Source organism: Vibrio sp. vnigr-6D03, assembly GCF_002835515.1.
Classification (GTDB): Bacteria; Pseudomonadota; Gammaproteobacteria; order Enterobacterales; family Vibrionaceae; genus Vibrio; species Vibrio penaeicida.
The window spans coordinates 60,100-74,256 of sequence record NZ_PIZL01000021.1 but is presented as its reverse complement, the minus strand read 5'-3'; the positions used below and the strand labels follow the sequence as shown (position 1 = coordinate 74,256).

14 protein-coding genes are annotated in these 14,157 nt (G+C 43.1%); 2 read left to right on the top strand and 12 right to left on the bottom strand.

Annotation, left to right across the window (positions count from 1 at the left end):
• Window positions 1–6 precede the first annotated feature (6 nt).
• Together CW749_RS18330 and CW749_RS18325 are read left to right on the top strand one after the other, a co-directional pair.
• A complete protein-coding gene (locus CW749_RS18330; RefSeq protein WP_101113723.1) occupies window positions 7–591 on the top strand; it encodes an NAD(P)H-dependent oxidoreductase in 585 nt (194 codons plus the stop codon).
• A 184-nt stretch (window positions 592–775) separates the two neighbouring features.
• Complete coding sequence (locus CW749_RS18325) at window positions 776–1,792, top strand: serine hydrolase domain-containing protein (RefSeq protein WP_180958438.1); 1,017 nt, start codon at window positions 776–778, stop codon at window positions 1,790–1,792.
• A 79-nt stretch (window positions 1,793–1,871) separates the two neighbouring features.
• On the opposite strand, the gene araD is transcribed toward CW749_RS18325, so the two are convergent.
• The 12 genes from araD to CW749_RS18265 form a co-directional block, all read right to left on the bottom strand.
• On the bottom strand, window positions 1,872–2,576 hold the full coding sequence (araD, locus tag CW749_RS18320) for an L-ribulose-5-phosphate 4-epimerase (protein ID WP_101113721.1): 705 nt from the start codon (window positions 2,574–2,576) through the stop codon (window positions 1,872–1,874).
• Window positions 2,569–3,447 (bottom strand): L-ribulose-5-phosphate 3-epimerase, encoded by an 879-nt coding sequence (locus CW749_RS18315; protein WP_101113720.1) that lies wholly within the window; start codon window positions 3,445–3,447, stop codon window positions 2,569–2,571. The genes araD and CW749_RS18315 overlap by 8 nt, the downstream gene beginning before the upstream one ends.
• 1 nt (window position 3,448) lies before the next feature.
• Entirely contained in the window at window positions 3,449–4,099 is a 651-nt protein-coding gene (locus tag CW749_RS18310) for a 3-dehydro-L-gulonate-6-phosphate decarboxylase (RefSeq protein ID WP_101113719.1), read from the bottom strand.
• Window positions 4,096–5,730 (bottom strand): FGGY-family carbohydrate kinase, encoded by a 1,635-nt coding sequence (locus tag CW749_RS18305; RefSeq protein ID WP_101113718.1) that lies wholly within the window; start codon window positions 5,728–5,730, stop codon window positions 4,096–4,098. Before CW749_RS18305 ends, CW749_RS18310 begins: the two co-directional genes overlap by 4 nt.
• Window positions 5,727–5,924 (bottom strand): hypothetical protein, encoded by a 198-nt coding sequence (locus CW749_RS18300; protein ID WP_101113717.1) that lies wholly within the window; start codon window positions 5,922–5,924, stop codon window positions 5,727–5,729. Before CW749_RS18300 ends, CW749_RS18305 begins: the two co-directional genes overlap by 4 nt.
• A gap of 50 nt (window positions 5,925–5,974) precedes the next feature.
• On the bottom strand, window positions 5,975–7,105 hold the full coding sequence (locus CW749_RS18295) for a lactonase family protein (protein WP_101113716.1): 1,131 nt from the start codon (window positions 7,103–7,105) through the stop codon (window positions 5,975–5,977).
• A gap of 36 nt (window positions 7,106–7,141) precedes the next feature.
• Window positions 7,142–8,014 carry a carbohydrate ABC transporter permease gene (locus CW749_RS18290; protein ID WP_101113715.1) on the bottom strand — a complete coding sequence of 291 codons (873 nt, stop codon included), beginning with the start codon at window positions 8,012–8,014 and terminating at the stop codon, window positions 7,142–7,144.
• Window positions 8,014–8,931, bottom strand: coding sequence for a sugar ABC transporter permease (locus tag CW749_RS18285; RefSeq protein ID WP_101113714.1), 918 nt, complete (start codon window positions 8,929–8,931; stop codon window positions 8,014–8,016). The genes CW749_RS18290 and CW749_RS18285 overlap by 1 nt, the downstream gene beginning before the upstream one ends.
• An 80-nt stretch (window positions 8,932–9,011) precedes the next feature.
• Window positions 9,012–10,358, bottom strand: coding sequence for an extracellular solute-binding protein (locus CW749_RS18280; RefSeq protein ID WP_101113713.1), 1,347 nt, complete (start codon window positions 10,356–10,358; stop codon window positions 9,012–9,014).
• Window positions 10,359–10,430: 72 nt separating this feature from the next.
• Window positions 10,431–11,519 (bottom strand): ABC transporter ATP-binding protein, encoded by a 1,089-nt coding sequence (locus CW749_RS18275; RefSeq protein WP_101113712.1) that lies wholly within the window; start codon window positions 11,517–11,519, stop codon window positions 10,431–10,433.
• Window positions 11,520–11,525: 6 nt separating this feature from the next.
• Entirely contained in the window at window positions 11,526–12,257 is a 732-nt protein-coding gene (locus tag CW749_RS18270) for an FCD domain-containing protein (RefSeq protein ID WP_101113711.1), read from the bottom strand.
• 592 nt (window positions 12,258–12,849) lie between these two features.
• A complete protein-coding gene (locus CW749_RS18265; RefSeq protein ID WP_237322491.1) occupies window positions 12,850–14,136 on the bottom strand; it encodes a MipA/OmpV family protein in 1,287 nt (428 codons plus the stop codon).
• Window positions 14,137–14,157 lie beyond the last annotated feature (21 nt).

Sequence of the window (14,157 nt, the reverse complement as noted above, 5' to 3'; positions counted from 1 at the left end):
AAAAAAATGGCTCAAGTACTGATTCTTAAATCAAGCATTCTAGGCGCTTACTCTCAATCAAATGCGCTAATTGACGTTATCGCAAAAAACGCAACTGAAACAAATGTGGTTATTCGAGACTTGGCGGAAAACCCGTTACCTATTCTCGATCACAATGTATTGGCTGCATTCGGTGGAGGCGAAGACTTAACGGAAGAACAACAAAACATCTTGGCGACCTCAAACCAATTAATTGGAGAGATTAAACAAGCAGACAAATTGATCATCGCTGCGCCAATGTACAACTTTACTGTACCTACCCAGCTTAAAAACTGGATTGACCTGATTGCTCGTGCTGGTGTGACGTTCCAATATTCTGAAAATGGACCGGAAGGTTTGCTGACCAACGTAAAAGAAACCACGGTTATTACGACTCGCGGTGGTGTGCATAAAGACACCGAAAACGACATCGTCACCAGCTACCTAAAAACGACGCTCGGGTTTGTCGGCATCCATAACGTCAACTTTGTGTATGCCGAAGCGCTAAGCATGGGTGAGGAACTCGCCAGCCAAGAGTTAACCAACGCAAAAGAGCAGCTTCCAACATTGTAATCCCCTATATAAGTTCCATTAATAAACCTTGTCTTTGCCCACTTTTAAGTGGGCTTTTTTTGTGTCTCTTAACTCACCATTAACCCTCCCCGATGTACCTTCACATCCAAATAAGACAAAATGCACTGCACACCTAAGTCGCTACTTCTGTTCTTTTCTCGTTTCACTGCTTAGGGTCATGAATATGAGCTTCACCAAACAAGACATAGAAACCATCGAGAGCACTCTCTCCCCATTTAACGACAACAACGAATTGGCGATCGCGAAAATAGCGCATGGTCACGTCGATTTTTATGGTGCTAAAAAGCAAAATGGAACGGTAGTACCCGCTATAAATCAGAATTCCGTCTTTGAGATTGGGTCTATCACCAAAGTTTTCACCAGCTACTTACTCTGCGACATGATACTAAGAGGTGATGTTCAGATTGATGATGCGATCAATTCAGCGATACCTGTTCCACTTAAAAACGGTGCCACGATTACCTATAAAGCGCTCGCATCACACACATCTGGGCTACCAAGATTGCCACCAGGGTTAATTTGGAGCGCTCTATTTAAAAACCCTCAAGACCCTTACAAAGAGTATCAAGAACCTCAACTGCTGAATTACCTAGAAAATAAGCTTAAGCTCAGTGCTAAAAGAAAGCATGTGTATTCAAACCTCGGGGCCGGGCTTTTAGGGTATACCTTGTCTCGTGTGGCAAAAACATCGTATGAAGACCTGCTCCAAAGAGCATTGTTTGAACCGCTAAAAATGACGCGCTCTACCACTAATTTAGCTGCTTTGAAGCCATGGCTGATTCAGGGATTAGATGGAAAGGGTCGACCCGTTTCAAACTGGGATCTTGGCATTCTATCTGGTGCTGGCGCGGTTCTTTCTACCGTAGAAGACCTTTCTGCGTTCGCACTCTCTTGTTTTGATCCGAGCAACTCAGTGTTTCAGCTCCAAAAACAGCCGGTTTTTAAAGATGCCAATGCGTCCCATGCATTAGGTTGGGTTGTCTTGAATTTGAAAGAGAAAGGCGAACATTTCTACTTTCATAACGGGGGCACCGGAGGATACAGCTCGTGTATGTTGCTTGATTCTCAAAACCAAGTCGGCTTCGTGGCGCTATCTAACATTACAGGTATGTCGAAATTCAAGGAACCCGCTATGGATAAGCTGGTTTTTGATTTGATGGAAGACACGATTTCTCAGTAGCGATTTAATGAAAAGGTAAGGGAAAATAAATTCACCTTACCTTTTCGCCTAAGCCAAAGTCACTTTAGCGTAATAGTCTTCACTTCGAGGATTGCCCATAGTAGGCATTTTTTCCATGTTTTCTTAAATAGTGTTTGTCTAACAGTGGTTTCTGCATCGAACTGAGTTGCGGCGTTAGCTGACGAGAGAATAGCCCCATGTATGCGACTTCTTCTAATACAACAGCATTATGAACGGCACTGTTTGCGTCTTTTCCCCAAACGAAAGGCGCATGAGCATTCACCAATACCGCCGGCATTTGGTTCGGGTTCAATTGGCGGCTTTTAAACGTTTCAATGATCACCTCCCCTGTCTCCCACTCATAATCTCGCTTTATTTCTTCTTCAGACATCTCACGCGTGCAAGGGATTGAACCGTAAAAGTAATCCGCATGAGTCGTGCCCCAGGCCGGAATATCAAGACCTGCTTGAGACCAAATAGTGGCATGACGTGAATGAGTATGTACTACGCCACCGATATCAGGAAAAGCGCGGTATAAACACAGGTGTGTAGGCGTGTCCGATGATGGGTTCTTGTCGCCTTCAACGACAGATCCCGTTTCCAAATCGACGATCACAATGTCATTGGCTTTCATTACATCGTATTCAACCCCTGAAGGTTTAATCGCAATGACACCACGTTGGCGATCAACGGCACTCACGTTTCCCCATGTAAACGTCACGAGCCCGTGCTTCGGCAGTGCCAAATTAGCTTCAAGGACTTCCTCTTTTAATGCTTTATACATTCCATCCTCCTTGCACCATTTTGTCTTCTATCCAGCGTCGAGCATTAATCAATTCGCTCACTGGCTCATCGGCTTTTTCTGTCCACATTTCGATTAAGAAGCTGCCGCGATAATTCAAGCGTTTTAGCGTCTTAAATACCCCGACAAAATCAACGCAGCCCTCTCCGAAAGGAATGTCCCTAAATTGACCTGCGCATGTATCGGTCACCGCCAGCGTATCTTTAAGATGTAACGCGGCGATCTGATTCATGCCTAATTCCAGTTCCGCATCCACATCGTTTCCCCAAGCAGAGAGATTTCCGACATCGGGATAAACCGTAAACCATGGGGAGTCGATTTTCTGTTGCCATGCTTTCCACTTAGTGATTGAACTCATAAAAGGGGTATCCATGATCTCAACAGACAGCATTACTTGGGATTTGGCGGCTAAATCAACCGCCCACTTTAACCCTTCTTCAAAATGAGCGAGCGTACTCTCATCTTGTGTTTCATAGTAAACATCGTAACCTGCTAGCTGTATGGTTCTTATCCCCAAATCTTGGGCAAGAACAATGGCTTTTTCCATGATGGAATAAGCTTGCTGGCGAACGTCTGAGTCGTGGCTTCCAAAGGGAAACCGACGGTGACCAGATAAGCACATAGACGGAATACGGATACCACTTTCAATAATCGCACTCGCCAGTGCTTTGCGTTCTTCCTTTGTCCAGTCTAGGCGAGCAAGCCTTTCATCCGTTTCATCAACCGACATTTCGACAAAATCAAAACCACAGGCTTTGGCTAACGCCAGCCTTTCCGACCAAGTCAATTGCGCAGGCAAAGCCTTTTCATAAATGCCAATTGGGTGCGTGCGTGAGGAGTCAACGTAAGTCATGCTATTTTCTCCAAAGTGAATTCAGTGTTTCTTTGAACGAGATGGCGGCTTTTTGCGGGTCAGGAGCAGACAAAAGTGCTCGACCAGCAATAAAGGTATCAATCGGTAGATGTTGGAATATGGGTAATAGCTCTGGCGTAATCCCGCCAGTCACTGACATGTTAAATCCCATATCACACATACGTTGCAACCAATCTAAATCTTCTTGGTGCCATGTTTGCCCCTTGGCTTGGGCATCTCTTCCACGGTGATAAATCGCCTGAGTAATACCCAGTTTTCGCCATTCACTCGCTTGCTCAAACGTCCAATCTCCAAACAGTTCAATTTGGATGTCTCCGCCATACTCTTTTGCGACTTCTAATGCGCTTTCCATAGTGGCTAAAGGCGCGGCGCATATGACCGTTAGTAATGTTCCACCCGACTTAAACGCCATTTCACCTAAATCTCGCCCAGCGTCAGCAAGCTTCATATCGACAACCAGTGGTTTATCTGGATGTTGCGATCTCAGTGAACGAACGACAGACATTCCTTCGGCAAAACAAATCAGGGTTCCTGCCTCTAGCACATCGACCACGGGTGCCAACGTTTTGGCTGCACTCAACGCTTCTGCTTCGGTTGTTACATCAAGTGCGACTTGTAATTTAGGGATCACGACAGCTCTCCTTGGTTGGATTGGTCTGGTGAAACATTGATTGAAGAGACTTGGCTTGAAGAAGCTAGGCTCGGAGAAGCCTGCGTAGAAGAAACCAAGCTCGAAGAAACCACGCTCGGAGAAACCTGAGCCGAAGAAATATGGCTTAGGTCATTCTCGAGCTGCGCTAACGATTTGACATAAACTCGATACTTTTTCTTTTTGACTTGATAACTCTCAAAAGCTTCTTCGTCAGGTAAAACCGTTTCTTCTTCAATGTTCATGGCGTCCATCGCTTCACTGGTCGAAGAATAAACTTGGCTTCCTACCATCGCGACGATAGCCGCACCTAAACATCCGGTTTCTTCAATCTTGGGCAGTAAAACAGGCAAGCCACTGGCATCCGCGAGTATCTGCATCCACTCTTTAGAGCGAGCAGGACCACCACAAACAACGAGATGTTTGAGATCCGGATAAAGGAGCCTGACATGGTCAAGATGCGATAGGTGGCTGAACACAACCCCTTCGTAAATGGCTTGATATAGATGTGGTTTGGTATGGAGTGATTGAACGCCATAAAAACCACTTTTAACCCCTAACCCTGCATTTGATCCGTAGATAAAGGGCGCGAACAGAAGCTCTGAGCTCAACTTAGGCAACTCACTTATGGAGTGATTTATCTCTCCAAAATTTTCATCCGCGAATAATTCCGTAAACCATTCCAAATTGCCTGCCGACGTCGGGCTAGCATCGTGAGTAATGTATTGATCTTTTTGCGCATGATGTCCGATAACATGCGGTTTTTGATTGGCTTCGCGAACCTCAAACAGGCTATCGGTTACACCCGTTGTTACAGACCATGTCCCCATTGTTAGGTTTAAAGCGCTGTTATCCCTAACGCCCGAACAAATGGCGGTAGCCACAACATCAAACACCCCACCCACAATTGGAGTGCCTTCTTTAAGCCCTGTCAGGATGGATGCTGATTTCGTGACGGTTCCGGCTATATCCGTTGCACCGATAATAGGTGGTAACGCCTCCATAATTTCTGGAATCCCAAGGATATCCGCCAACTCTGCATCGTAATATTGAGTATCAAAGTTGTATAAGTTGGATTCAGAAATATTGGTGATCTCACAATGCTTTTCACCCGTGAGGCACCATCTTAGGTAATCGTGACTCATGAATACGGTACCGATCTGGTCGTATTGTTTTGGGCGTTGTTCTTTTAGCCAACGAGCAATAGATACAGGATGCCCCGTCCACAGGGTTTGCCTTGTTTTCGGATGGATAGATTGAGGTATCTCTTCGCTCTGCCACCTTTTTACGACGTCTATCGACCGCTGGTCGGCCGATAAAATCGCGCGTTCCATTGGCCGATCATTTTTATCCAACAAAAATAGCCCTTTCCCTTGAGCCGAGATACCAACGCTTTGAATGAGGTTCGAGTTTATCTGAGTGTCGGCAAGCACCTTTTTGATCACACAGCAGGTCGAAGCCCATAGCTGTGAAGTACTTCTTTCAACCCAACCAGATTGATCAGAAATAAGTTCAAGGGATTCACGCGCGACACCCATTTCTTTCCCATTTTTATCGTAGATACCCGCTTTTAGGTAAGTACCGCCGCAATCCACGCCTAACCAATAGCTCATGACACACCATCCAATTCTTTTGCAACCAATAAGTTCGAAAGCAACAAAAATGTTGGCAACGGTAAGTGTGCTTCTAAAGCGAAACTTGGCTCTAAAACTGTATTTGTCTCTAAAGCTGTATTTGGCTCTAAAACTGAACTGACTTCTAAAGCTAATTGTGGATCTAAAACAGAGGGTTTAAGTTCGGTATACATAATTGTCTCTATATCTTAGCGACGATTCTTGGCTATATTCGATGTTTGAATTACAGCGCCAAGAAGCGAATATAATTGGGAGCTGGTACCTCAATGATTTCATCTGTCTTCTTGATCAGACCAGTTTCGATATCTCTCGAAAAGACAATCACATTCCCTGAATCTTGGTTTGAAATAATCGCAGCGTGCCCACAAGGAGAAATGGCAAAGTGTCGCGGGAACTTTCCGTACGTCGAAGTGATATCGACCCGCTCTAACTTACCGCCTTCTTGAACTTTAAACACAGCAATGGAGTTATCGCCTCGGTTTGAAACGTAAAGAAATTTCGCATCTGGTGACAACTTAATCTCTGATACGTAACTAATTTGATCGTGATTATCCAGAGTCGACTCGTACTGAATCGGAATAAGACGCGGCTTAACTTCAGCAGGCTCCGACTTGTCTAACTCAGCAACACACACGGTGTTAAACAGCTCATTTGATACGTAGCAAATGTCTAAATCTGGGTGCATAGCCATGTGGCGAGGGCCTGAACCCGGTTCAAACTCTATCCAAGTTTCACGAGTTAACTGGCGACTCTCAGCATCCCAGCGGTATTGAAACACAGCGTTCTCACCAAGATCGGGAATGAAAACCCAGTCGTGCCAAAAGTGCGCGCAATGCGCATGAGGACCGACCTGACGGTTACCCCAATGGTCTTCGCGGTTTTCCACTTGTCGCCATTCGGTTTCAGGGCGGTAAAACTGTTTGAAGGTTTGAAGGACTTCACCTAAACGACCATTCTCGTCTACATCGACAACATCAATAATGGCGTCCCAGTAGTTGATGACGATAGCCGCATCTTTATTAGGTGAAAAAGACAAATAGCATGTCGATTTTCCATTTGCTTCGAAGCTAGAAAGCTCTTTTAGCGAACCATCTTCTTGAACTTCATATTGAATGATTGTGCCGTTTTCACGGATTGTTTCTAAAATAGCGTATAGGTATTTTTTGTCTGTTCCTGGAATAAGAACCGCTGGGTTTAACGACTCTACTGAACCATTGACTACAAGTTTCCCTTGCTTGGTCAAAGTCGCACAATACATACCTTCACCCGGTTTAGGTGAGTAAGGCTGATGGGCTAGCGCGTCAATATCGCTGTATGTTCCAATAACCAGCTGATAATCTTTCTCTAAATTCATATTAATACCTAAATAACTTATTGAAATAAATGTAAATTAACCTTTCACAGCGCCAGCAGTCATACCTGTAATAATTTGCTTGGATGCAACAAAGGTGAATATGATTGGCGGTACCGCAAGCAACATTCCTGTCGCCATAATCACACCCCAATCGATGTCGTATTCCGTTAATGAATTAACGATGGTAACGGGCACGGTACGGGTATCTCGTTGCAACAGCGCGTTGGCCAACAAGAACTCATTCCATGCAATTCGAAACGTAAAGATGGCTGCCGCCGCAAGACCCGGCTTGATAATGGGCAATACCACCAAAAAGAAGATTTGCAGCGGTCTCGCCCCATCTACTTTGGCCGCTTCCTCAAGAGGTAAAGGCACTTGCACAATAAAACTCTGAAGAATCCAAATCACGAACGGTAGGTTCATCGCAACGTATAGCAATATGATTCCGGTAAAAGTACCGTCTAAACCATAATCAAACGTCCAGATCCCAAACACAGGAACCAATAGAACAGCGGGTGGAACCATGCGCATCATGAGTGTTGTTAAAGAAACCACACCACGTCCCATGAATCTGAAACGAACTAACGCATAAGCAGCCATACAGCCGATGGTGAGCGTAATCACCGTTGAAACGAGCGCGATAAAAATCGAATTCCCGAGCGAACGTGTGAACGTTGGGCTACAAAAATCAACATGATCCGGCGTATACCACAGTACATCGCACAGTACCGTTTCATAATTTTTCAATGTAGGCGTGAAAAATAACCCACTGCTGTCATTCATGATGTCGACATTCAGTTTGAACGACGTCATCACCATTAACATGATTGGACCAAGTGACATCACTATCAAAGCAACCAACAAGGCATAAAATGCCGGGTTTTGCTTACTTTCGTTTAGCTTGCTCATTACTCTTCATCCTTATTCGCAAACGCCTGCTTCTCGATTCTTTTTTCGTTAATTTTGTTGTAGATAAACATGGCCAGTGTTAGGAAAAGAAGCACTGCCAGCAGAAGATTCGACATCGCTGCTGCCACACCTAGCTCCCTAAACTCAGACGCCGTTCGAGAGATTCTCAGCGCGAGAATTTCGGTGGATAAACCAGGACCACCATTTGTCATAACTAATACAACTTCGAGGACTTTAAATGCGTCTATCAACCTAAGCAGTAAAGTCACAATAAGTACTGGCAGCATTAGAGGTATCTTGATGTATAGAATTTGCTGCCATTGCGTTGCTCCATCAATTTTGGATGCTTCTAACGTCGACTTTGGCAATGATTGCAATGCAGCAAGAGACAAAATAAAAATAAAAGGAGTCCACTGCCAAATATCAGCGATTACAATTGAATAAAGTGCCCAACTCGAATCAGATAACCAAGGGGCAGATTCAAATCCAAGTGCATTTAATGTTCTGTTAAATATCCCAATTGTTGGGTGATACATATAACGCCACATTAATCCAACAACGATAGGTGCAATCATCATTGGTAATATAAAAATCGTTCTTAATAGAGACATTCCGCGAATATTTCTATCAAGTAATAATGCAAGTCCAACACCAATAAACATTTCTAACACGACGACAACAAAAGCAAACTTTAAGGTCACGCCGAGAGATTCACGAAAAGATTCATCTTGGAATAAATTGATATAATTTTTAAAACCAACCCAATCTGCCTCGCTAATTAATTGGCTTGGGTTCCATTCTAAAAAACTCGCATACATCATATATATTATTGGGTAAAGAAGCCCAAACAATAGAACAATACCCGCAGGAGCCAAGAATAAATAAGGGGTCATGCGATTTAGATTAATAGATTTCATTTAAAACACACCAAGGTTGCACAGATTTAGGTGCATCTCGCCATTGGATTAGTGCGACGAGATGCAGCCCTATTCACTATTTACTTCTCATTCCAAGAATAATAGTTGGCATCAGCCATTATTTTTTCCGCTCGTTCAGCAACGCCGTCTAACGCTTTTTGAATATCCAGATCTTCAGTAAGCACTTTCGATAACGTTGTACCTAAATCTGAGTTAATTTTTCCCCACACAGGAATAATTGGACGCCAATCCGGATCTGCATTTTTAAGCGCTTCACCAAACGTAGCCATGTGAGGGAATTTCTTGTTCACTTCCTCATCAAAGTGAGTTGAGTAACGAGAAGGGTTTCCGCCTGCTAGCGCAATCAGCTTGTCGACTTTCTTAGACGTCAGCCACTGCATCAATAGGAAAGCCGCTTCTTTATTTTGTGCGTTTTTAGGAATACCGATACCAAAACCACCGGTTTGAGATCCTTTGCGAACGCCCATAGGGTGCGGTGCCCAGCCAATTTTACCTACCACCTTCGACTTCGACGGATCATTCACTTGTCCAGCGAATACCGTAGAGTCTAGGAACATTGCTGAATTACCCTGTAAGAAAGAGGTTCCAGCTTCGGCAAAACCAAATGTTTTAGAGCCTTCTGCGCCACATTCAACAATCGTTTTCAGCGCTTTCGCTGCTTCAACGCCTTGCGCATTGTTCACAATTGGCTTCCATTGATCATCAAAGATACGACCACCAAGCGGTGCCAAATGTAGAAGGAATGCATGTGATGCATGGTGACCAGACGCTGCACGAGACGCTAAGCCACCCATTCCAGGTTCTAGTTTTGGAATTTCACACGCCAAAGAAAGCAGTTCTTCGTAGTTTTCTGGCACCTTAAGATTGTGTTTTTCAAAGATGTCTTTTCGGTAACCCAAGATAGAGGTTTCAGCACCAAATGGTAAACCAAACAGGGAACCCGTTGGCCCTTTTAGATAGCCTTTCTTACCGCCAGCTACACCAATATTAGACACATAGCCATCAACCAAATCTTCTGCGTCAAAGTTCGGGTCAGAAAGCGATGGGTTCATGAAATATCTAGCTAAGTTTTCAAGTTGATCGGCATAAACATAATCCGCTTTTGAAAAAACAACGTACGCGATAAGATCGTAATCGCCTTTTCTTTTTGTTAATTCCAGCGTTTGCTTTTCACGCATGCGAAGATATTGAAGTTGGTCTACTTCAACCTTTATTCCCGTCTCCTTTGTGAATTCAGGTAATACCTTCATTACCGCATTGTAATGTGGGTGTGCTGGAAAGTTCACAACTAACGTCGTATCTTTATATTCGTCGTATGGACTCGCATAAGAGAATGTTGTGATGGTACTAACGGCTACGGCGGTCAGTGTTTTTTTTCCAAAAATCCTTTTTAGATACGTAATCATTTTGCCTCCTAAGAGCAAGAGAATTAAGTTTATGTTCCAATTTGCGTTATATGATTGTTTCTATAGTTATTATTAGTAAATAGCTTCTTCTGTTTTCTTATCAAATATATATATATCTTCAGGCTTTACTTTAAATTTTACAGTTTCACCGGCATTGAATTCATATAATGAATCCACTTCAACCATAAATCGACTTTCTTGAACATCAGATATCAATACTGTTTGATTCCCAATATATTCATTAACATTAATGGTAAATGTAATGATATTTTCTAATTCATCAGAATCGGTGGAGACTAAAGCAGAAGGTCGAATACCGACAATTATCTCTCCAGATTTAGGTAATTCTGCCTCAGGGCTTAATTGTGGTAGCTCAAGTTTAAAGCCCGACCCAATTGCGTATAATTTCCCATCTATTTCTTCAGCGGTCATATTCAAGAAGTTCATGGGTGGCATTCCCATAAAGCCCGCTACGAATTTATTACTTGGTTTTTCAAAAAGTTCTCTGGGCGTTCCATGCTGTTGAATATAACCATCTTTCATCACAACAATGCGATCTGCGAGCGTCATCGCTTCGATTTGATCATGCGTAACGTAGATAATGTTCTTCTTTATGTTTTTGCTCATCATTGCCAATTCTGCACGCATTTGCCCTCGAAGCTTTGCGTCCAAATTTGACAGAGGCTCATCCATCAATAGTGTCGATGAATTTCTAACTAAGGCTCTGCCCATTGCAACACGCTGCCTTTGCCCACCAGATAACTCGGCAGGTTTTCGGTACAAATACTCAGTAAGCCCAAGCATTTCTGCTGCTTCCGTTACGCGTTTTTTAATATCACTTTTCGGATGCTTGGCTAACCTCAATGCGAAAGACATATTTTTATAGACATCCATGTGCGGATACAGAGCGTAATCTTGGAATACCATTGCAATGTCGCGATCAATGGGTTCAAGGTTCGATATGGGTCGGTCATCCATTGTAATCTCGCCGTCACTCACCGTTTCTAGACCTGCGATCATTCTTAGCGTGGTCGATTTTCCACAACCAGATGGACCAACGAATACGGTAAACTCATTGTCTTCCATCACTAAATCAATCTGATGGATCACTTCAGTAGACTGATATCTTTTTGTTAATTTATTCAAAGTTATTACAGGCATAATCCGTTACTCGTTGTCCTTATTTTGCATAATAAGTGTTGATTTGAAGATGCTATCAACATGCCCCAATATGGAACGTTCCGCCGCGTCTGGGTCGTGGCTTTTCAATGATCTTAGAATTTGGTGGTGTTCTCGAAGGCTTCTCACTGTCGACTTTTCCTCTGCCAGTGCTGCCGTTCTGTGCTCAAGCGCATAGGAATAGACATCGATTGCTATTTTTGACAACAAAGTATTTCGACAAGCCTGATAGATAACTGTGTGAAATTCTTTATCTGATACTTGGAAAGCGATGTGATCATCTAAGACCGTTTCTTGGTATTCGATAAGAGAAGAGAGTTTCTCGATATCTTCATCTTTAATGTTTATTGCCGCAGAACGCAGAATTGCCGACTCTATTACTTTCCTTGTTTCTACTACGGTAAAAGCATCATAATTTTGAATGTCTTCCACTATATTGTTCGATTGAATTATCTCTGTGGATCCTTTGGTCACAATACTTTTTCGTCCGCGAGAAACCGTAATCAACTTGCGCTCACTCAGAATCCCCAATGCACCGCGTATTGTTTCTCTACTCACATCATACGATTTGGCAAGTTCTCGCTCAGAAGGTAATGCCTCTCCTTCTTCAATCATTTTTGACGCAATTAACGCGCTCAGTTTGTCTGCTATTTGTGACTTAAGCGTAAGCCTAGAGACGTCCGAGCTGTAATTGGGCGTATCATTAAAGTCATCGGACATAATTTATTGATCCTTCATCGCTTACTACATTTACCATTTTGGTATTTATTCAGTACCAGTTTGTTTTATTGCCATAGTTAACGGATGTTCTGATTTTGTGACCAAATCGTTAACTTCATTCAGACTAAACGACGAACTGGTCTTTATTCAACCGGACCAGTTTGTTTTTCACTCACTTTGTTGACGAAGTTATCAAAAATAGATGCTTTATTGTCACTTAGAGCCGTCACTTTGGTCTGGTTTTAATACCAAAATAGCAACTGGTTGCATCATTAAATATAAAATAAATTGCATAAAAGAGACTGAATTTAAATATGTTCAGATAGGAAGTTATGGTGATTTGAGGTGAGATTAGACAATTTAGAAAAGAAGAGGCTACTATTAAGGTATTGATATATATGATTTAATAATAAAAATAGCAGTATAGGTAATTGGAGTTTTGCTTGATTCCCTCTGGAAAACGAAAAATTTAAAACTGGTATGGTATATCCGAATAAAAAAGAAAAACGAGGCGATAATTCGCCTCGTTTTTTACTTTTCAAATCCATTTCTGTGACTCAAGCACGTTTTTATCTTGCGAACACGAAGTTATTTAGAAATCGTATTGCAGATACACAGTGTTGTAATTGCTGCCGCCTTTAATCCGACCGAACTGCGAAGCCTTTTCAAATATTGAAGAACGGTGGTGTAAACCATACCCAATCCAAAGATGGTCCCATTCAGGCTTACCGACCATATCACCAACATTGAAGTCGAATGAAATATCCAAATAGTTCATAAGGTTACTCATGTTCTCGTATTTACCTTCCAGCTCACTGCTTTCAATGTAGGTAATATTTTGAACATAAGAAATCCCTTCCGCCGCTCCGAATTTCCAACGGAATGGCCACTCAAAGGTGTAATACGCTTTCACCGCAATGACGTACTCAGGGCTGGCACTTTGAGTAGAACTGTTCCAGTGCCAAGCAGCGCCTGGAGTTAAGTAAATATCAATGGGGGCACCAAAGAGCTCATCGGTTAAAGGATGACCGTAGAAAAACGAGGTCATCTTATTGCCGTTTTCATCTGGTTCACCCTTAAACTTAAATATGTCACCCATATCTGAAGGTGTGGCAAACCCTTGTGCAACACGAAGATACGGACGCGTGGTAATGTCAGATCGAGAGGCGGTATTCTTGTCGTTAAAGAAACCGAATCCGACAAAGTACTCCTGACCCCACCGCTCTTTGACTGCGATGTTATCGTAGGCGTTGTCATCAAGCATCGTCGCATAAGCGCTGCCTAATAAGTACAAGTTAGACGCGACACGATAGCGAGTTTCGAAACCCACTTTAAACTCAACACCACCGCCAATCTGCTTACCAAAACCGGGGGAACCTTCTAAGCCACTGGCTCCGTAGTAATAGGAGTTGTAGCTGTCTGATTTGATTCTTAGCTCTGCGCTTGGTTTGAAATCCCAATTTTCGGTCGAGCTTTTCGCCGTCGCACGCACATTACCAAACAAGCGTGCGTCATCGTCGCTCATCAGTTCAGCATCAACATACCAATCAGAGTCTTGAAAGAAATGTCGATACTGGACACCCAAATCAAACGAATGACCACCATAACGGTTTTGTTGCGAGGCGGGTAAATCGACAAATCGAAGACGAGAGAACAGATTGACTTGGTAATCATCTTGCTTGTAAAGGTGCACACCGCCTTCTAAGCCATCTAAGTAAACACTTTCGCCGTTGTAATAGAAAAGAGGAACAAAGGTCGATACTGAAGAATCAGATTCACCGGGAAGATTGTAAACAATGGATGCACCTCGGTAGGCCATCGCTACGCCCCATTCTTGTTCTTTTACTTTTTCTTCTGAAGCTATCGAAGGGAAAGTCATCGCACCCAAAAGCAAAACAGT